This is a genomic window from Bacillus halotolerans, assembly GCF_001517105.1.
Lineage (GTDB): Bacteria > Bacillota > Bacilli > Bacillales > Bacillaceae > Bacillus > Bacillus halotolerans.
In genome coordinates, this window is the sequence record NZ_LPVF01000001.1 from 89,300 (window position 1) to 109,154 (window position 19,855).

Genomic DNA, 19,855 nt, shown 5'->3' on the forward strand with positions numbered 1-19,855 from the left:
TCAAAGGAGGATGACAGATGAGTTCACCAATACAGGAACAGGTTCAAAAAGAAAAAAGATCGAATATTCCATCAATTGTTGAAATGAGAGTCATTCCAGTCGCGGGGCATGACAGTATGCTGCTGAATTTAAGCGGTGCCCACAGCCCGTTTTTTACCCGAAATCTTGTTGTCTTAACGGACAGCAGCGGGAATCAGGGTGTCGGCGAGGTGCCGGGCGGGGAAGCGATCCGCCGCACACTGGAGCTTGCAGAGCCGCTTGTTGTCGGAAAATCGATCGGCGCGTTCCAGTCGATTTTGCAAACAGTCAGAAAGCAGTTTGCGGACCAGGATAGGGGAGGCCGCGGTATCCAGACATTTGATTTGCGTACTGCGGTGCATGTGGTCACAGCCTTGGAAGCCGCTTTGTTGGATGTGCTCGGCAAATTTCTCAATGAACCGGTTGCGGCTTTGCTTGGAGAAGGACAGCAGCGGGATGAAGTCAAGATGCTCGGTTATCTATTTTACATTGGTGACCGAAAGCGGACGACATTGCCGTATCAAAGCAATCAGCAGTCAGATTGCGACTGGTTCCGCCTCCGCCATGAGGAAGCGCTGACTCCTGAGGCCGTTGTACGTCTGGCAGAAGCGGCGCAAGAGCGCTACGGCTTCCAAGATTTCAAGCTAAAAGGCGGCGTATTGCGGGGCGAGGAAGAAATGGAAGCCGTCACCGCGTTATCAAAACGTTTTCCTGAGGCGAGAATTACCCTTGATCCGAACGGGGCTTGGCCGCTAGAAGAAGCTGTTACATTATGCAGAGGAAAGCAGGATGTACTTGCTTATGCCGAAGATCCGTGCGGGGCGGAAAACGGTTATTCCGCACGTGAAGTGATGGCTGAGTTCCGCCGCGCGACAGGCCTGCCGACCGCGACAAATATGATTGCGACTGACTGGCGGGAAATGGGGCACGCGATTCAGCTTCATGCGGTCGATATTCCGCTGGCTGATCCCCATTTCTGGACGATGCAGGGTTCGGTGCGGGTTGCACAGATGTGCCATGATTGGGGGCTGACGTGGGGCTCGCACTCCAATAATCATTTTGACATCTCCCTTGCCATGTTTACCCATGTGGCGGCCGCAGCTCCGGGACGCATCACGGCGATTGATACCCATTGGATCTGGCAGGACGGACAGCGTTTAACCAAACAGCCTTTAGAAATTGCTGATGGCTGTGTGAAGGTGCCTGATAAGCCTGGGCTTGGCATCGAAATTGATATGGAACAAGTGGAAAAAGCGCATGATCTCTATCGAAAAATGAATGTAGGCGCACGGAACGATGCAATCCCTATGCAGTTTCTGATCAGCAATTGGGAGTTTGACCGCAAGCGCCCGTGTCTGGTGCGATAAGTTTTATTCTAAATATTGTCATAATGAATATTTTGTCTTACAATTGAACAACTGAAGGGAGAGTTGTTCGTGTACGAAGGTTTAGAAGATCTGAAGGTGGATACAGTCAATCGGAAAACATTAGCCAAGCAGGTCATTGAACGGATTGTCCATTTACTGTCAAGCGGACAATTAAAGGCCGGAGACAAATTGCCGACAGAAATGGAGCTAATGGATATCTTACATGTCAGCAGACCGGTGCTTCGCGAAGCGCTTAGCTCACTAGAGACGCTGGGCGTTATCACGAGAAAAACCCGCGGCGGCACATATTTCAATGACAAAATCGGGATGCAGCCTTTTTCCGTTATGCTTGCTTTGGCGACTGATAATCTTCCGGCCATTATTGAAGCGCGGATGGCGTTAGAACTCGGGCTGGTGACGATTGCCGCGGAAAAGATAAATGAAGATGAGCTTAAGCGTTTACAGAAAACAATCGACGACATCGCCAGCAGCACTGACAACAATTATGGAGAAGCAGATAAAGAATTTCACCGAGTTATTGCATTAAGCGCTAATAATCCCGTTGTCGAAGGCATGATTCAATCCCTGCTGATCACACATGCGAAAATCGACAGCCAGATTCCGTACAGGGAAAGGGATGTAACGGTCGAATACCACAAAAAAATCTATGACGCTCTTGCCAAAAGAGACCCTTACCAGGCTCATTACCACATGTATGAGCATTTGAAATTCGTCCGTGACAAAATTTTGAATGGAATAGATGAAACATAATTGTTATGACAGCCGCAGTTTGAAATCGGGATTTGCGGCTTTTTTTAACCAAATCGGAAAGCGTTTACAATATTGAGGAGTGATGTTCCTATGGTGATGAACCTCAGACAGAATCAAGCGCCTCTTTACATTAAAGTGAATGTAAAAGATAACACGGCGATTATTGTAAATGACGGCGGACTGAAAAAGGGCACTGTTTTTCCATGCGGGCTGATGCTTGAAGAAGATGTTCCTCAAGGCCATAAAGTGGCCCTAACCGATTTGAATCAGGGGGATGCCATCGTGCGTTATGGAGAAGTGATCGGATTTGCAGATCAGCCGATCAAACGCGGAAGCTGGGTGCGGGAAGCTTTGGTGAGAATGCCCGCCCCTCCGGAACTCCATGACCTCCCTATCGCAAACAAAGTGCCCGAACCGCTGCCGCCCCTTGAAGGCTATACGTTTGAAGGATATCGAAATGCTGACGGCAGTGCGGGAACAAAAAATATTCTCGGTATCACCACAAGTGTTCAATGTGTCGTCGGCGTGCTGGATTATGCGGTAAAACGGATAAAAGAAGAGCTTCTTCCGAAATATCCAAATGTCGATGATGTCGTGCCGCTTCATCATCAATATGGATGCGGCGTGGCCATCAATGCCCCAGACGCTGCGATTCCCATCCGCACGATTCAAAATCTGGCAAAGCATCCGAACTTCGGCGGAGAAGTGATGGTGGTCGGATTAGGATGTGAAAAGCTCCTCCCGGCACGGATTGCACCTGAGAAAAAAGATCACATCATTTCACTTCAAGATCATCAAGGCTTTGCGAATATGATTCAATCGATGATGGAAATGGCGGAGGAGCGGTTAATCAGACTCAATAGCAGAGTCCGTGTAACCTGCCCTGTTTCTGATCTGGTCATTGGCCTTCAATGCGGCGGCAGTGATGCCTTTTCCGGCGTGACGGCGAATCCGGCAGTGGGATATGCGGCTGATTTATTGGTTCGGGCAGGCGCAACGGTCTTGTTTTCTGAAGTGACTGAGGTGCGGGATGCGATTCACTTATTAACGCCCCGGGCTGTCAGCGAAGAGGTCGGACGTTCGCTGATCGATGAGATGAAGTGGTATGACAGCTATCTGAGGCGGGGGGAAGCAGACAGAAGCGCCAATCCGTCACCTGGCAATAAAAAAGGCGGTTTATCCAATGTGGTGGAAAAAGCGTTAGGATCGGTAGCAAAGTCAGGCACAAGCCCCATTTCCGGTGTACTCGGGCCTGGGGAGAAGGCGGAGAAAAAGGGTTTGCTGTTTGCAGCGACGCCGGCAAGCGACTTTGTGTGCGGAACCCTTCAGCTGGCGGCAGGCATGAATCTGCAGGTCTTTACGACAGGCAGAGGAACACCGTATGGATTGGCTGCTGCGCCGGTGCTGAAAGTATCTACACGCCATTCATTAACAGAGCATTGGGCGGATTTAATCGATATCAATGCCGGGCGAATTGCTACCGGAGAGGCCAGTATCGAAGAAGTCGGCTGGGAGATTTTTCGCATGGTCTTAGATGTAGCGAGCGGCAGGAAACAAACATGGGCGGACCATTGGGGCCTTCATAATGATTTGTGTTTGTTTAACCCCGCGCCTGTGACTTGATTCATTTTTTATAGTAGATCAAAACTGGAATATGATGTAAAATGGAGATCAACTACAATGAACGGAGGGGTTCCGACATGGCATTCATTAGATTCCGATTGACACGAATTCAATAGTGAACGACACTCGCCTGGATGCGGGGAATCGGGATGAATCTGCCTATGTATGTACCCTTATATTGTCATGAAAAGAGGGTGGCGATGCTGCCCTCTTTTTTTGTTCCTTAAAAACATCCCTTCTCTCTAACGACAGGCGGAATATAAGAAAGGGGAAAAGAGATGACAAACCCGAACGAAAGGCAGCTAATCACTGAGATTGTCGCGCTTGCACGCAATCAAGGTTTGACGGTTCACTCTGATAACGCTCAATTGAATGAAACGGGAATGGATTTTCAAGTTGTATTCGCCGAGGACGATACAGGTATGCCATGGGTGCTGCGAAAACCGCGGAGAAGCGATGTAGTTGAAAGAGCAGCTTCAGAAGGCAGAACGCTTGCCTTTCTCCGCGCGAACCTCACAGCTGATGTGCCGGATTGGAAAATTCATACGCCGGAATTGACCGCTTACCCGAAGCTTAGCGGAACGCCTGCTGCTGGGATTGATTTGGAACAGAAACAGTATGTATGGAATATGAATCATCAGCCGCCGTCAGACGATTTTGTTCATACACTTGCCGAAATACTGGCAGAATTGCATGGCATGAATCAAACATCTGCCGGCCAATCCGGAATAGAAGTGGTGATGCCGGAAGATTTCAGGAAAATGACAGCTGAATCTATGGCTGATGTGAAGAATAAGTTTGGCGTATCTAAGCAGCTTTGGGAAAGATGGCAAACGTGGATCAATGATGATGCATACTGGCCCGGTTTCTCCGCGCTGATACACGGCGATCTCCATCCGCCGCATATCCTTATTGATCAAAACGAACACGTCACAGGCCTCCTGGATTGGACAGAAGCGAAAGTCGCCGATCCAGCCAAGGATTTTGTCTTTTACCACATGATTTTCGGAGAAAAAGAAACAGCCCGTTTGCTTGAATGCTATGATCAAGCAGGCGGCCGTGTATGGTCAAAAATGCAGGATCACATCTCAGAGATGCAGGCGGCGTATCCGCTGGAAATTGCCAAGTTCGCTCTTCAGACACAGCAGGAGGAGCACGTAAATATGGCTCTGGAAGCACTTGGCGAATCTAAATTGGATTAAGAATTGACTTCTGTAAATTAACAGAGTATTATAAATTTTACAAACAAAAGAACGGATTAACAATTGTGAGGAAGAGCAAGTAAGCATCAGTGAGCGGGGTTCAGAGAGTCGGTGGCAGGTGTGAACCGATCCTCCCCTGATGCCGAATGGGCTTCTGAATTGCTTTGCTGAATAGATAGTAGGCAATGCCGGGATGCTCTCCCCGTTACCAAGAGAGGAGTATCGAAACTGACGTTTTCTGTACTGATGAGCGAATGGCTTTTTAGCTGTTAATAAAGGTGGTACCGCGAGACCCTCGTCCTTTGATAGGACGGGGGTTTTTGTGTTTCTTAAAGGAGGTGACGGCCAATGGAAGAAGGCTGGTGGTCCATGTTTAATCAATGGGAAAGGAGGAATTCAAATGGTGATCGCAACTGATGATCTGGAGGTTGCTTGTCCGCATTGTGAAAGAGCCGGAGAAATAGAAGGCAAACCTTGTCCGGCATGCAGCGGGAAGGGCGTCATTCTTACCGCACAAGGAAATACGCTTTTGGATTTTATCCAAAAACATATGAACAAGTAAAGGAGAAAAGCTGAGCTGAGATGAGATTAGAAGAGCAGAGTGAGATTCGCAAGGCATCGGCAGGGACGGTTTTTTTGCTGATCGGAACGGTTTGTTTTGCATCTAAGTCGATTTGGATTAAATGCGCATATGAAATGGGTGCTGAGCCAGACGCAGTATTGTTATACAGGCAGCTGTTTGCTGTTCCGCTGTTTTGGCTGATTTATTTGTTATACCGACCGCCAATCCCAGACGGTATGAAAAAAGGGGATCTATGGAGGGCGTGTGTCGCGGGAGTGTTTTGTTTTTTTCTGTCTCCCTTGTTTGATTTTATCGGGCTGAACCATGTATCCGCAATGGTTGAGCGTATTTTGCTGATGAGCTATCCGGTGTTTATGATGGGATTCAACGCGTGTCGTGACCGGAAAATGGTTTCCATCCAAGACCTTTTCGCAGTGCTGATGCTCATGATCGGCTTTTTCTTTGCGCTCGGCGGCTGGAATGCTGAGCTTTTTCAGGCGAATATGATTGGGTCTGTATTCATTTTGTTATCCTCGGCCGTTTATGCTGGTTATCTTGTCCTTTCCGGGCGTCTCGTCCATCAAATCGGCGGCATCCGACTCAATGCTTACGGGATGACAGCAGCCGGAGCGGCCATGATGCTTTACACAGGTATCAAGGCGGCGATCGGCATGAATCCGCCAATGACAGCATATCCGCTTGCTGTGTACGGTTTGTTTGTGTTCATCGCAGTCGTCTCCACTGTGATTCCATTTGTGCTGATGCTTGAGGGCATAAAACGAATCGGGGCACTGCGAGCTGCCACTATTTCAATGGCAGGACCTGTCCTGACAATTTTCTTTGGGGCCTTATTTCTCGGTGAGCGGCTCCAGTTTACTCAAACCATTGGATGCGCAGCCGTATTTATTGTCATAACGGGCATGGAATATAGAAAGCTGAAAACAGGAAAAAAAGAATAAATTTTGTAAAACACACATGTTTTTCAATTACAATAAGCGTAATGACATGTGTGTTTTTTTGACTATGAAAAAGGTTAGGTGAGAGGATGCAGCGCATATTGCTTGTGGAGGATGACTATTCCATCAGTGAAATGGTGGATCATTATTTAACAAAAGAAGGCTTTGAAATCGTGCATGCTTTCGACGGTGAAGAGGGCATTCGGAGGTTTCAAGAGCAGGCGTACGACCTCATTCTGCTTGATATTATGCTTCCAGAGCTGAATGGAATGGATGTTTTAAAAATCATTCGGGAAAAAAGCAAGATTCCTGTTTTAATGATTTCAGCAAAAGACGGAGATGTTGATAAAGCACTGGGGCTGGGATTCGGGGCGGATGATTATATCGCCAAACCGTTTTCGATGATTGAACTGACAGCCAGAGTCAAAGCAGCGATACGGAGGGCGACGCAATATTCGTCGAGTGAATCGGCTGAACATCAGGTGATTCGTGTTCACCAGCTTACGATCGATATAGACAATGTATCCGTTCTGAAAAACGGCGAACCGCTTCAGCTGACGTCAACCGAATGGCAGCTGCTGACACTATTTGCAGCAAATCCTAAAAAGGTGTTTACGAAAGAACAAATCTATCGTTCCGTATGGAATGAGGAGTACTTTGGCGACCAAAACATCATTAATGTACATATGAGGCGGCTGAGAGAAAAGATTGAAGATGATCCATCGTCTCCTCAATATATCAAAACATTATGGGGCATCGGCTATAAATGGGGAGAGTTTTAGAATGGCAGTATTAACGATTGCTGCTATCATTGCTTTGGCGTGTCTGAATGTCATTCAATATATGATGAAAAAGAACCGGGACAGGAATTTGACGTATACGGCAGAAAAGCTTAGCGCCATGCTTGACAACGAATCGGCTGATCAGGTTTTACTTCATACAGATGACCGTGCGCTCAGGGACCTGCTCGTCAACATCAATCTGCTCGCTGAGGATCATCAGCATATCAACGCCCGGTTTGCAAAAACAGAGCAATCCATGAGACGGATGCTGACCAATATGTCACACGATCTCAAAACACCTCTGACGGTTATTCTCGGTTATATCGAAGCCATCCAAAGTGACCGGGATATGCCGGACAGCGAGCGGGAAAGACTGCTTGAGAAACTGCACCAAAAAACAAATGAACTCATCCAAATGATCCACTCTTTTTTTGATTTAGCCAAATTGGAATCTGAAGACAAACAAATCCCGATCACAAAAATACATATCAACGAAGTATGCAAACGAAATATCCTGCATTACTATGATGCCGTTCAGGCAAAAGGTTTTAACGCGGAGATTGATATTCCGGATACGCCGGTATACGCGCATGCAAATGAAGAGGCGCTGGACCGTATCCTGCAAAATTTATTATCCAACGCGATTCAATATGGCGCGGTTGGAAAGTTTATCGGATTATCACTTTCTTATGACGAGACAAGCATTGCCATCTCCGTATGGGACCGCGGAAAAGGAATCAGTGAAACAGACCAGCAGCGGGTATTTGAGAGGCTGTACACACTTGAAGAATCAAGAAACAAAGCATTCCAAGGGAGCGGTCTCGGTTTGACGATCACGAAAAGGCTTGTGGAAAAAATGGGGGGCTCCATCTCTCTTCAAAGCAAGCCGTATGAACGGACAGCGTTTACGATTACATTAAAACGAATGACCTATTAACAATCGTAAGAATTTCTTAAGAATGAAGAAATAAAAATGACAGGGCCCGCCGCTACAATAGAAAACAGGAAAAAGAGGAAAGGAGCAACAACGTTGACTTACATCGTACAAACAAACGGACTGACCAAAACGTTTCAAGGCAAAGAAGTCGTTTCAGATGTCAGCATGCATATCAAAAAAGGTGAAATTTACGGCTTTCTCGGCCCAAACGGAGCGGGGAAAACAACCATCATGAAAATGCTGACAAGTCTTGTAAAACCGACAAGCGGTGAAATCAATATCCTCGGAAACAACTTCAACCATACATCATATGAGGTGCTCGGCAGGATCGGCAGCATGATTGAATATCCGATTTTCTATGAGAATCTGACGGCTATCGAAAATTTAGAGCTGCATTGTGCATACATGGGATATCACAATAAAAAAGCCATTCAAGAAGTACTCGATATGGTGAATTTAAAACAGATCGACAAGAAACCCGTCAAAACATTTTCGCTTGGAATGAAGCAGCGCCTCGGCATAGCGCGCGCCATCCTCACCAAACCTGATCTGCTTATATTGGATGAGCCGGTAAACGGTCTTGATCCTGTCGGCATTAAAAAGATCAGAAACTTATTTCAAGTATTAAGCAAGGAGTATGGAATGACACTGCTGATCTCCAGCCATATGCTGAGTGAGATCGAACAAATTGCGGACACAATCGGCGTCATTCGTGACGGCAGGCTGCTGGAAGAGGTGTCGATGGAAGATGTCAGGGGACAAAACACAGAATACATCGAACTCGTTACATCGAATCAGACAAAAGCCTGCTTTGTGCTTGAGAAAGAACTTCACATTGCCAACTTTAAAATCTTAAGTGATAAAACCATTCGGATCTATGATGCTCAACAATCACAGGGTGCCATATCAAAAGCGCTGATTTTAAATGATGTAGACATTGAATCAATAAATAAAAAGTATACGTCACTGGAGGACTACTTCATCAGCTTGATCAACGGCAATCACATCAGTGCGTAAAGGAGGCGAGACCGTTGCTGAATTTGATCAGAATCGAATTAAGGAAAATGAAGATGGGATGGTATGTGAGAGGAGTCATCATTGCTAACCTGATTATCCTTGGCTTTATGTGGTTGGTCAGTTACACAGAAAAAGCGGAGGGCACTGAATCGCTCCAAAGCATGGATGAAGCATTTCTTGTCATTGGCACTTTTGTCAGAGCGGTGTTTATCGTTTTTGGCGCAGTACTGATCGCCAAATTAGTCATATCGGAATATAAAAACAAAACGATTCAAGTGATGTTCACGTACCCGATCAGCCGGAAAAAACTGCTCGCTGCTAAGCTTAGCATCTCAGGCGGGCTGACGTTTATCACCATTTTGGTCTCAAATGCGTTCGTAGCAGCTGCTTTCTATATGCTGAACTCGATCTACCATGTCATTCCGGGAGAATTGAGCGCCGATGTCATTTCTCAGCATTCGATAAAAATCGCGGTTTTCGCTTTTGGCGCCGCTGGCACCAGTTTAGTTCCCATCTTTTTTGGGATGCGTAAGCACTCTGTCTCGGCAACCATCATTTCATCTGTCGTGATCGTCATGCTGATGAGTTCAACAAGCCCGGGCCTGTCCATTTCTTCCATTGTATATATTCCATTATCTCTAGCTGCTGTCGGTTTGTTTTTTTCATACATGGCAGTCAGGAAAGCAGACTGGCAAGATGCTTAAATACGGAGTTGAAACAACATGTTGAATTTAATGAAACTTGAATTGAAAAAAATGAAAGTAGGCTGGTATTACAGAGGCGCCGTTATTGCGAATTTATGTATTCTCGGATTTATGTGCTTGATCGCATCAGAAGAAAAAAACTCCCGCAGCCGGAGATGATGACTGATGCGGCATCCACGCTATTTTTGCTTGGAACGTTTGTAAGATCTGTATTTGTTGTTTTCGCCAGTGTGCTGATTGCCAAATTGATTATTAGCGAGTACAAAAATAAAACGATTACCGTCATGTTTACATATCCCATCAGCCGGAAAAAACTGATTGCTGCCAAGCTGCTGATTACAGGCGGACTGACGTTTATCACCATTATGGTGTCTGAACTTGCGCTTGCATTCATCTTTGCGCAAATCAATCAATATTATCAACTTACACCTGCGATGTTATCAGTCCAGACTATCGGGCAAGAGGTCGGCAGTATGGCGATATATGCCGCTTCGGCTGCTTGCTTGAGTTTTATTCCTTTATATTTTGGAATGAGGAAACGCTCTGTTCCGGCTGCTATCATTTCATCGGTTATATTGACGATACTGATCAGCCAGCAAAGCCCCGAGTTATCGCTGGCAACGATTATCTACATTCCGCTTTCTTTAGGTGCGATCGGCATCTTGATAGCGATTTGGTCTGTCCGAAACATAGACCGGGAAGATGCTTTATGATAGAAGGCCGATGCTGTCAGCACCGGCCTTTTGTTTATGAATCTGTTCTTGTTTCAAGATAATGCTTTTTGCCAATTTCTTTGCTCATCATATAGAAATGGAAGCAATATTCACCGATGGCCATGGCGATTGCTCCAAATAGAGCCGCCAGCGCAATTTCTCCGCCAGTCATCCCCATAGAAAGCGGCATGCCCATCAGCCAAATCACGAGAAATGCCAAACCGAAATCAGCTAAAGTGGCGATCATATTGTTCCATCGGGGCAATACATAAAGGTCTCCAAGCAAATAAGAAATGACCCCTAACACAACCGTCATCAGCAGCGTATCACCAAACGTGAAACCAAAGCCAAGACCCAGCACCAAATACAAAACAATAATCGTCATAATACCTTTAATCGCGAGCGCTTTCACATGTGTCATGATAAGGTTCCTCCTTCTTTTATCTGATTTGTTATGTATGATTCCTCAAATACGGAAAGTTAAACATTACTTAGTGTTCTTTAAAAGCGTTTTCGGCTACAGGAGGAAAAAGGCTGAAGAACTGTTATGGATCGGGGGATGAAGCGGCAGCTGCCATGCTCGTGGAATCCGGGATTTTACATTAGATTTCCTTGACGGCCAGATGTCCACTTTTCTTCTGCAATTACCGATCTTTATGGTTTGTGACAGTAGCGGGAGAATAAATTTTAAAACTTCTCCTGTCCCTCCGTCATCACTCTTTGGGTATTGCAATATGATGAAAGGAGAAAAAGGGGAGGTGACGTGATGGCGGTTGTGAGAGCAACAAGCGCTGATGTCAACTTGATGGCACGGCTGCTCAGAGCGGAAGCGGAAGGTGAAGGAAAGCAGGGGATGCTGCTTGTCGGAAATGTTGGGATTAATCGGCTGAGGGCCAATTGCTCTGATTTTAAAGGCCTCCGCACCATCAGGCAGATGATTTTTCAGCCGCATGCGTTTGAAGCGGTGACCCATGGATACTTTTATCAAAGACCGCGGGAAAGCGAGCGGGCCTTGGCGCGCCGGACGATAAACGGGGAGAGGTTCTGGCCGGCAAAATTCAGCTTGTGGTATTTCAAGCCGGAAGGAAACTGCCCGCCGACCTGGTATAACCAGCCGTTTGTGGCCAGATTCAAATCACATTGTTTTTATCAGCCGACGGCCGAAACATGTGAAAACGTATATAACACTTTTTAGGGGCAGGACGCCGTTCGCATTTGAACGGTGTTTTTTCTTTATTGGAAAATATTTCTGTGAGATAATCGTAGAAAAGAACTACAGGAGATGACAAAGATGGCGACAATTGACCTGCAAAAGAAGAGCGTAAAAATCGTACTGGAGAAAAAACAGTTAACCAAGGTGACGGCTCGTGTTGGGCTGGTGCTGGATATTACCGGTTCAATGAGAACGCTGTATAAAAACGGAACGGTTCAAAAAGTGGTGGAGCGGATTTTGGCTGTGGCTGATCAGTTTGATGATAACGGCCTGCTTGATGTATGGGTTTATGATAATGAATTCTCCCGGTTAAAGCCAGTCTCTGAAATCGATTTTTCTTTTTCAGGCTATGTTGATCGCGAAATTTTGAATAATGAACTCTTGCATAAATTCGGGAGAAATGATGAGCCGCCGGTCATGAAAGATGTATTACATAAATATGTTGTGGAAGAACCGAGTTCATATCCCGCCTTTATCGTTTTTATTAATGATGGAGGGTGTAAAAAATCCATCAAACCCATTATTGAAGCTGCCTCTGATAAACCGGTGTTTTGGCAGTTTGTCGGCATCGGAAACGGCAATTTCGATTTTCTTCATAAACTGGATACGCTAGAAGGGCGTGTTGTTGATAACGCAAACTTCCTGCATATCGAAGACATTGAACGCATCTCTGATGATGAGCTTTATGATGCATTGCTTACTGAATTTCCATTTTGGCTGCAAGAAGTGAAGGAAAAAGGAATTTTAATAGAACAAGAGCCTGAAGCTGCAAAACCGGAAAAGAAGGGCTTTTTCAGCAGATTGTTTTCTAAATAACAGACAGCTTTTCCAAACACTGAGTGATTCTGCAAAATCGCTCGGTGTTTTTGTTTTTTTAAGATCATGTGAAGAAAAATGGGTAAAAAGGGCGGCTTGCAAACGACAGGATATACAGAAAACACGCCGTTTTGCCAGCTGTCGGCATGTTTCGGCGAAGGGGCTGTGAATGAAGTCCTGTTTCCGATGTTCAGTGCTTACAATCCCTTCACACTTCTTCACAGCTAATTAACAATCGTTTCCTATAATGAAAGCGATCAATGAGAAGAGAGGGGATCTGGAATGGCATATGACAGTCGTTTTGATGAATGGGTACAGAAACTGAAAGAGGAAAGCTTTCAAAACAATACGTTTGACCGCCGCAAATTTATTCAAGGAGCGGGTAAGATTGCAGGACTTTCTCTTGGATTAACGATTGCCCAGTCGGTTGGGGCCTTTGAAGTAAATGCTGCGCCTAAATTCTCAAGCTATCCGTTTACATTAGGGGTAGCGTCAGGTGATCCGCTTTCTGACAGTGTCGTACTCTGGACACGTCTGGCGCCAGATCCACTGAACGGTGGAGGAATGCCGAACAAGGCGGTTCCAGTCAAATGGGAAGTCGCAAAGGATGAGCATTTCCGTAAGATCGTGAGAAAGGGCACAGAAATGGCCAAACCGAGTCTCGCCCATTCTGTCCACGTGGAAGCGGACGGGCTTGAACCGAACAAAGTGTACTACTACCGATTCAAAACTGGACATGAGCTAAGTCCTGTCGGAAAAACAAAAACACTGCCGGCCCCAGGTGCCAATGTGCCGAAAATGACCTTTGCCTTCGCTTCCTGCCAGCAATATGAGCATGGCTATTATACAGCCTACAAGCATATGGCGAAGGAAAAGCTTGATCTTGTCTTCCATCTCGGTGATTACATATATGAATACGGCCCAAATGAATATGTATCAAAAACAGGCAATGTCCGCACGCATAGCAGCGCGGAAATCATCACGCTGCAGGACTATCGAAACCGCCATGCCCAATACCGTTCAGACGCTAATTTAAAAGCGGCGCATGCGGCGTTTCCTTGGGTTGTCACGTGGGATGACCATGAAGTTGAAAATAACTATGCCAATAAAATCCCGGAAAAAGGGCAGTCGGTTGACGCGTTTGTATTGCGCCGTGCGGCGGCGTATCAGGCTTATTATGAGCATATGCCGCTCCGCATCTCCTCTCTGCCGAATGGCCCGGATATGCAGCTGTACCGCCACTTTACGTATGGAAATCTGGCATCATTTAATGTGCTGGATACACGTCAGTACAGAGATGACCAAGCCAATAACGACGGCAATAAGCCGCCTTCTGATGAATCGCTCAATCCGAATCGGACCTTGTTAGGAAAAGAACAGGAGCAATGGCTTTTTAATAATTTGAGCAGCTCGACAGCATATTGGAATGTGCTGGCACAGCAAATCTTCTTTGCGAAGTGGAATTTCGGGACAAGCTCAAGCCCGATTTACAGCATGGATTCATGGGACGGTTATCCGGCTCAGCGCGAACGGGTCGTCAATTACATTAACAGCAAAAATTTAAACAATGTTGTCGTGCTGACAGGAGATGTACACGCAAGCTGGGCATCGAATCTGCATGTCGATTTTAATAAAACAAGCTCAAAAATTTTCGGGGCTGAATTTGTCGGCACTTCCATCACATCCGGAGGAAACGGAGCGGATAAGCGGGCGGATACCGATCAAATTTTAAAGGAAAATCCACATATCAAGTTCTTTAACGATTACCGCGGATATGTCCGCTGTACAGTAACGCCTCACCAGTGGAAAGCTGATTATCGGGTAATGCCATTTGTGACAGAGCCGGGAGCAGCCATTTCCACACGGGCTTCATTCGTTTATCAAAAAGACCAAACCGGATTGAGAAAGGTATCCTCGACAATGGTTCAAGGCGGAGTGAAACAATCCAATGAAGTCGAAGAGGATCGTTTCTTTGAGCACAACAAAGCCCATGAAAAACAAATGATCAAAAAACGGGCAAAAATTACGCATTAAGGAGTGAAACATTATGTTTTCAAACATTGGAATACCAGGTTTGATTCTGATCTTTGTCATCGCCCTCATTATTTTTGGCCCTTCAAAGCTTCCGGAAATCGGACGAGCCGCCGGTCGGACTCTGCTGGAATTCAAAAGCGCCACAAAATCACTTGTGTCTGGTGATGAAAAAGAAGAAAAATCAGCTGAGCTGTCAGCGGTCAAGCAGGACAAAAACGCAGGCTGAGTGCTGATGAGGCAGACGCATGGTCTGCCTCTTTTTCTCATGAAAGGGAGGGCTTTTTTGAATGGATAAAAAAGAAACTCATCTGATCGGACATTTAGAAGAGCTTCGCCGTCGGATCATCTTCACACTTGCGGCTTTTCTTCTGTTTTTAATTACGGCTTTTTTGTTTGTGGAGGACATTTATGATTGGCTGATCAGAGATTTTGACGGGAAATTAGCTGTTCTCGGACCGAGTGAAATTCTCTGGGTATATATGATGCTTGCCGGCATTTGTGCGATTGCCGCCTCCATCCCCGTTGCCGCCTATCAGCTTTGGCGTTTTGTAGCGCCGGCGCTGACAAAAACGGAGCGCAACGTGACACTGATGTACATACCGGGATTATTCGCCCTGTTTCTGGCCGGCATCTCGTTCGGATATTTTGTGTTGTTTCCGATCGTTCTCGGCTTTTTGACACATTTGTCTGCCGGCCATTTTGAAACGATGTTTACCGCTGACCGCTATTTCAGGTTTATGGTGAATTTGAGCCTGCCGTTCGGTTTTCTGTTTGAAATGCCCCTTGTGGTGATGTTTTTGACAAGGTTAGGCATCTTAAATCCATACCGGCTGGCCAAAGCGAGAAAGCTGTCCTATTTTCTGCTGATCGTGGTGTCCATATTGATTACCCCGCCAGACTTTATTTCTGATTTTCTCGTGATGATTCCGCTGCTTGTCCTGTTCGAAGTGAGCGTCACACTATCAGCGTTTGTATACAAAAAGAGACTGACCAGTGAAGCGGCCGCCGCTTAGTGCAGCGCGCCGCCGGGTGACTTCGTATCCTGATCATATTGTGCGGCCGTAACAGCGGCGATCCTCAATGCTTTGACGATCATGTCGAGGCTGAGGCTCGGCGCTGTTTTGTCGATTGTTTGTTCCGGAATGTACGGAATGTGGATAAACCCGCCGTGAATGTGCGGAGACGTACGGTGAATGTGATCCATTAACCCGTAGAACAGATAGTTGCATACAAATGTGCCGGCCGTAAAGGAAACAGCCGCCGGAATGCCGTTTTCCTTCATTTGAGATGTGATGCGTTTAATCGGAAGCCCTGTCCAGTAAGCGGCAGGCCCGCCGGGAGAAATCTCCTCATCAATCGGCTGGTTTCCTTCATTATCCGGGATACGCGCGTCTGCAAGATTGATCGCGACCCGTTCCGGTGTCACCTGCATCCGGCCGCCGGCTTGCCCGACGCAGATCACGATGTCCGGCTGATGTTTATGAATCGCTTGCCGCAAAGTGTCGAGAGCGGTTCTGAACACAGTCGGAATTTGTGCCGAAGCGATGACCACCTGATCCGTTTCAAAGCCATTCAGCCGTTTCACCGCTTCCCACGATGGATTGACAGTTTCCTGATCAAAAGGGTCAAAACCTGTGAAGAGCACTTTTTTTCTCATGGAAGCCATCTCCTTTTTTCTATTATTCTATTGTTTATTTCTGGATTTTTCATCAAAATAATAAAAAGGAGTGAATCAGAATGGAACATTTGCCGCAGCAGTACCGACATCTGTTCCCAACCGTGCAGAGCCGCATCATGCTTGCCAGCTGCTCACAGAGCGCGTTGGCAGAGCCGGTGTCAAAGGCGATACAAGATTATCATGACAGCTTGCTGCATAGGGGGACGAACTGGAATGAAGCGATTGAAAAGACAGAGAGTGCCAGAAACGAGTTTGCGAGGCTGGTAGGGGCTGAGCCAGAAGAGATTGCGATTGTGCCGTCAGTTTCTGATGCGCTGATTTCCGTGGCATCATCCTTGTCTGCTGTTAAAAAGAAACAGGTTGTATACACGGAGATGGATTTCCCGGCGGTGTCTCATATTTGGCAGGCACAATCTGATTATAATGTATCTGTGATCCCTTCAATAGACAGTGAGCTGCCGCTCGAACAATATGAAAGGTATATCACGGAAGAGACGGTGCTGACCTGTGTTCCGCACGTTCATTATCGTGACGGCTGCATTCAGGATATAAAAGCCATCGCTGCCATCGCCAAGAGAAAGGGATCGATGGTCTTTGTGGATGCTTATCAATCTGCCGGGCATATTCCTATTGATATGAAAGAATGGGGCATAGATATGCTGGCGGCAGGCACCAGAAAGTATATGCTCGGCATACCGGGCATGGCGTTTCTTTATGTGAGAAAAGAGCTGGCGAACGAGCTGAAGCCCAAAGCATCTGCTTGGTTCGGGCGGGAAAACGGGTTTGGGGCGTCGTCTTATGCAGAAGGCGCGAGGCGTTTTCAAACAGGAACCCCTGCTTTTATTAGCGTGTATGCAGCGGCTGCGGCTTTATCGCTGCTGAATCATATCGGAATGTCCCGTATCCGCGATCATATAAAAGCAGTGAGTGCCGATGCGTTTCAATATGCAGCTGAAAAAGGTCTGAAGCTTGCGGGGGCGCCATCAGGACAGCAGCCGGGCATGATTTCCATTCGGGATGAACGGGCATCGGAAACGGCGGCGTTACTAAAGAAGAAAAACGTGATTTGTGCTCCGCGGGACAATGTCATCCGTCTCGCTCCCCACTTTTATAATACGAAGGGCGAACTGCGTTATGCGATTGATGAAATGGCTGCGATTTTATCCGCGCGTTAAAAGCGATCACCTAAAAGTAGATGTTCACCTCCTTCGGCGCCGCTCGCGTCTTGCTTGAGTATGTTGTCCGATATAGGTATAAAAAACCCCCTGACCTCAAGATCAGGGGGTTTTCTTATTGATGATCAACCTTTACTCGCTTTAAAAAGAAAGCGGCAATTAAACCGATAATCGCAACAATCATCGCAAAGACAAATGCATGCTGAACGCCAGCTGTCAATGCTTGCGGAATGACTGCCGGATCGGCTGGATTTTTTACGCTGCTCATGTAGTCATGCTGACCGGCAGCCATGATGCTGACCGCAACAGCTGTCCCGATCGCGCCCGCCATTTGCTGAAGTGTGTTCATAATGGCAGTGCCGTCCGGATAAAACTCACGCGGAAGCTGGTTTAAACCGTTTGTCTGAGCAGGCATCATAATCATGGAGATCCCAATCATCAAGCAGGTATGCAGCACGATAATCAGCACTGCTGTTGAAGCTGTCGTGAGATTTGAGAAGAGCCACAGAACAATAGTCACAATCAAAAATCCCGGAATAACAAGCCATTTCGGTCCGTATTTATCAAACAGACGGCCTGTGACAGGTGACATAAATCCGTTTAAAATACCGCCCGGCAAGAGAATAAGTCCTGAGGCAAATGCTGTTAAGACTAAGCCGCCTTGCAGATACATCGGCAGAAGCAGCATGGATGACAGGATGACCATCATGCAAATAAAGACCATAATGACGCCCAAAATAAACATCGGGTATCTGAATGCACGCAGGTTCATCATCGGCTGCTTCATCGTCAGCTGACGGATTGAAAATAGAATAAGGGCGATAACCCCGACAATAAGTGAAACGATCACAGTCGGGCTGGACCATCCGCCAGAGCCTTCCCCCGCGTTGCTGAATCCAAACACAATGCCGCCGAAACCGATCGTCGACAGAATAATAGACAGGACATCAATTTTAGGTTTTGTGATGTCAGACACATTTTGCATGTACAGGATACCGAAAATGAGCGCAAGCACAAGGAACGGAAGAGAGATCCAGAAAATCCAGTGCCAGTTAAGGTGCTCAAGAACCAACCCGGAAAATGTAGGGCCGATTGCCGGCGCAAACATAATGACAAGCCCGATTGTTCCCATGGCCGCTCCCCGTTTATGGGGCGGGAAAATCACCAAAATCGTATTAAACATGAGCGGTAATAAGAGTCCCGTTCCCAGTGCCTGAACGATTCTCGCCGCTAATAAAAATGAGAAGCTAGGCGCAAGCGCCGCAATCAGGGTGCCTATGATTGAAAAAATCAGTGACACAGTAAAAAGCTGTCTAGTTGTAAACCACTGCAATAGCAGACCTGAAACAGGAACAAGAATACCGAGCACAAGCAAATAGCCTGTTGTTAACCATTGAACGGTTGCTGCTGTAATGTTCAATTCCTTCATAAGATCGGTTAACGCGATATTCAGCGCTGTTTCACTGAACATGCCGATAAAACCGGCCGTCAGCAAAGATATCATAATGGGCATCACTTTATATTGCTGAGATGCTTTAGCTGCTGTTTCCAAATCTATTTCTCCTCTCGTTCATCTGAATGTATTCACTCAGCTTGTAGTAGTATGTCTCTTTTTTTATTTCTTCAACAGAGCGGGAATGCGGCTGGAGATATGAAGAAGCGGTGTGCTGTCTTTTGCCGTTAATGATAAAAGAATGCCGCCTTCAATCATCGCGTTAATGACGATGCTTGATTCCTTGGCATGGCTCTCGCTGTAACCCGACAGCTGCAATTTTTCCTCAAACACAAGGGACCACGCTTTGTAGGCTTCATCACAGGCTTTTCGCAAAGGCTCGCTTTTTAATGATGTCTCTGCCGCAAGCAAGCCGACGGGCAAGCCTTCGATGTCCTCTGTGCATGAGAATTGACAGGAGAGCTCCTTCAAAAAGGCTTGAATGCTTTCTGCGGGATCAGTGCTCACGTCCATGCAGTCTGTGATTTTCTGGCGGATGTATTCCTTCATTTCATTCACGGCTTCAATTGCCAGCTGTTCTTTACCGCCGGGAAAGTGGTAGTAAAGAGAGCCTTTAGGTGCACCGCTTTCTTTAATAATCTGGTTCAGTCCCGTGCCGTAATACCCCTGCAGCTGAAAAAGCCGGGTAGCTGCAGAAAGGATTTTCTCACGAGAATCTCCATAGCTCATAACATTCCCACCTTACTGATTGCGATCATAAAATATAGTGACTGGTCTATTATCTTGATTCCCCCATCGATTGTCAAGATAAAGAAACTTGTATAAGAAAATAAA

Annotated in this window: 21 protein-coding genes, 2 pseudogenes and 1 other annotated feature; of the genes and pseudogenes, 18 read left to right on the forward strand and 5 right to left on the reverse strand. The window is 46.5% G+C overall.

Going from position 1 to position 19,855, the window contains the following annotated elements:
- Window positions 1-17: 17 nt before the first annotated feature.
- The 11 genes and pseudogenes from gudD (at window position 18) to AU387_RS00510 (ending at window position 10,652) form a co-directional block, all read left to right on the forward strand.
- Entirely contained in the window at window positions 18-1,385 is a 1,368-nt protein-coding gene (gene gudD, locus AU387_RS00460; RefSeq protein WP_059334417.1) for a glucarate dehydratase, read from the forward strand.
- Window positions 1,386-1,454: 69 nt separating this feature from the next.
- On the forward strand, window positions 1,455-2,156 hold the full coding sequence (locus AU387_RS00465) for a FadR/GntR family transcriptional regulator (protein WP_059334418.1): 702 nt from the start codon (window positions 1,455-1,457) through the stop codon (window positions 2,154-2,156).
- Window positions 2,157-2,246: 90 nt separating this feature from the next.
- Window positions 2,247-3,779, forward strand: coding sequence for a galactarate dehydratase (gene garD / locus AU387_RS00470; RefSeq protein WP_059334419.1), 1,533 nt, complete (start codon window positions 2,247-2,249; stop codon window positions 3,777-3,779).
- 278 nt (window positions 3,780-4,057) lie between these two features.
- Window positions 4,058-4,981, forward strand: coding sequence for a macrolide 2'-phosphotransferase MphK (gene mphK, locus AU387_RS00475; RefSeq protein ID WP_059334420.1), 924 nt, complete (start codon window positions 4,058-4,060; stop codon window positions 4,979-4,981).
- A 56-nt stretch (window positions 4,982-5,037) separates the two neighbouring features.
- Window positions 5,038-5,287, forward strand: a binding site (T-box leader).
- Between the two features lie 94 nt (window positions 5,288-5,381).
- Entirely contained in the window at window positions 5,382-5,543 is a 162-nt protein-coding gene (locus AU387_RS00480; RefSeq protein WP_024120093.1) for a tryptophan RNA-binding attenuator protein inhibitory protein, read from the forward strand.
- A gap of 20 nt (window positions 5,544-5,563) precedes the next feature.
- Window positions 5,564-6,502 carry a DMT family transporter gene (locus AU387_RS00485; RefSeq protein WP_059334421.1) on the forward strand — a complete coding sequence of 313 codons (939 nt, stop codon included), beginning with the start codon at window positions 5,564-5,566 and terminating at the stop codon, window positions 6,500-6,502.
- A gap of 98 nt (window positions 6,503-6,600) precedes the next feature.
- On the forward strand, window positions 6,601-7,281 hold the full coding sequence (locus tag AU387_RS00490; protein WP_082687815.1) for a response regulator transcription factor: 681 nt from the start codon (window positions 6,601-6,603) through the stop codon (window positions 7,279-7,281).
- Window position 7,282: 1 nt separating this feature from the next.
- Complete coding sequence (locus tag AU387_RS00495; protein ID WP_044162082.1) at window positions 7,283-8,218, forward strand: HAMP domain-containing histidine kinase; 936 nt, start codon at window positions 7,283-7,285, stop codon at window positions 8,216-8,218.
- A gap of 93 nt (window positions 8,219-8,311) precedes the next feature.
- Window positions 8,312-9,235 (forward strand): ABC transporter ATP-binding protein, encoded by a 924-nt coding sequence (locus AU387_RS00500; RefSeq protein WP_044162079.1) that lies wholly within the window; start codon window positions 8,312-8,314, stop codon window positions 9,233-9,235.
- 17 nt (window positions 9,236-9,252) lie between these two features.
- Window positions 9,253-9,939, forward strand: a complete 687-nt coding sequence (locus tag AU387_RS00505; RefSeq protein WP_082687816.1) for an ABC transporter permease — start codon at window positions 9,253-9,255, stop codon at window positions 9,937-9,939.
- Window positions 9,940-9,957: 18 nt separating this feature from the next.
- A pseudogene (locus tag AU387_RS00510) lies at window positions 9,958-10,652 on the forward strand (ABC transporter permease).
- Here AU387_RS00510 and AU387_RS21845 read toward each other — a convergent pair.
- Together AU387_RS21845 and AU387_RS00515 are read right to left on the reverse strand one after the other, a co-directional pair.
- A pseudogene (locus AU387_RS21845) lies at window positions 10,653-10,715 on the reverse strand (hypothetical protein); the annotation flags it as partial.
- On the reverse strand, window positions 10,687-11,073 hold the full coding sequence (locus AU387_RS00515) for a YndM family protein (protein WP_010332895.1): 387 nt from the start codon (window positions 11,071-11,073) through the stop codon (window positions 10,687-10,689). The pseudogene AU387_RS21845 and the gene AU387_RS00515, both read right to left, overlap by 29 nt.
- A 345-nt stretch (window positions 11,074-11,418) precedes the next feature.
- Between AU387_RS00515 and AU387_RS00520 the strand changes: the two genes are divergently transcribed.
- The 6 genes from AU387_RS00520 (at window position 11,419) to tatC (ending at window position 15,728) form a co-directional block, all read left to right on the forward strand.
- Window positions 11,419-11,847 (forward strand): cell wall hydrolase, encoded by a 429-nt coding sequence (locus AU387_RS00520; RefSeq protein WP_044162074.1) that lies wholly within the window; start codon window positions 11,419-11,421, stop codon window positions 11,845-11,847.
- A 96-nt stretch (window positions 11,848-11,943) separates the two neighbouring features.
- Window positions 11,944-12,681 (forward strand): vWA domain-containing protein, encoded by a 738-nt coding sequence (locus tag AU387_RS00525; protein ID WP_059334423.1) that lies wholly within the window; start codon window positions 11,944-11,946, stop codon window positions 12,679-12,681.
- A 78-nt stretch (window positions 12,682-12,759) separates the two neighbouring features.
- Window positions 12,760-12,909, forward strand: a complete 150-nt coding sequence (locus AU387_RS21740) for a hypothetical protein (protein ID WP_063623077.1) — start codon at window positions 12,760-12,762, stop codon at window positions 12,907-12,909.
- A gap of 54 nt (window positions 12,910-12,963) precedes the next feature.
- On the forward strand, window positions 12,964-14,715 hold the full coding sequence (gene phoD / locus AU387_RS00530; protein WP_059334424.1) for an alkaline phosphatase PhoD: 1,752 nt from the start codon (window positions 12,964-12,966) through the stop codon (window positions 14,713-14,715).
- Between the two features lie 13 nt (window positions 14,716-14,728).
- The gene (gene tatAD / locus AU387_RS00535) at window positions 14,729-14,941 is read left to right on the forward strand and encodes a sec-independent protein translocase protein TatAD (RefSeq protein ID WP_010332899.1); all 213 of its coding nucleotides are present in this window, start codon (window positions 14,729-14,731) and stop codon (window positions 14,939-14,941) included.
- A 61-nt stretch (window positions 14,942-15,002) separates the two neighbouring features.
- Window positions 15,003-15,728 (forward strand): twin-arginine translocase subunit TatC, encoded by a 726-nt coding sequence (gene tatC / locus AU387_RS00540; protein ID WP_024120100.1) that lies wholly within the window; start codon window positions 15,003-15,005, stop codon window positions 15,726-15,728.
- Here tatC and pcp read toward each other — a convergent pair.
- Complete coding sequence (gene pcp / locus AU387_RS00545; protein ID WP_059334425.1) at window positions 15,725-16,372, reverse strand: pyroglutamyl-peptidase I; 648 nt, start codon at window positions 16,370-16,372, stop codon at window positions 15,725-15,727. The genes tatC and pcp overlap by 4 nt on opposite strands.
- Before the next feature lie 80 nt (window positions 16,373-16,452).
- On the opposite strand from pcp, the gene AU387_RS00550 reads away from it, so the two are divergent.
- Window positions 16,453-17,568, forward strand: a complete 1,116-nt coding sequence (locus tag AU387_RS00550) for an aminotransferase class V-fold PLP-dependent enzyme (protein WP_059334426.1) — start codon at window positions 16,453-16,455, stop codon at window positions 17,566-17,568.
- A gap of 115 nt (window positions 17,569-17,683) precedes the next feature.
- Here AU387_RS00550 and lmr(B) read toward each other — a convergent pair whose 3' ends face one another.
- Entirely contained in the window at window positions 17,684-19,126 is a 1,443-nt protein-coding gene (lmr(B), locus tag AU387_RS00555; protein WP_063623076.1) for a lincomycin efflux MFS transporter Lmr(B), read from the reverse strand.
- 57 nt (window positions 19,127-19,183) lie between these two features.
- Window positions 19,184-19,750: a transcriptional regulator LmrA gene (gene lmrA, locus AU387_RS00560; RefSeq protein WP_059292028.1), complete on the reverse strand. Its 567-nt coding sequence runs from the start codon at window positions 19,748-19,750 to the stop codon at window positions 19,184-19,186.
- Window positions 19,751-19,855: the final 105 nt, after the last annotated feature.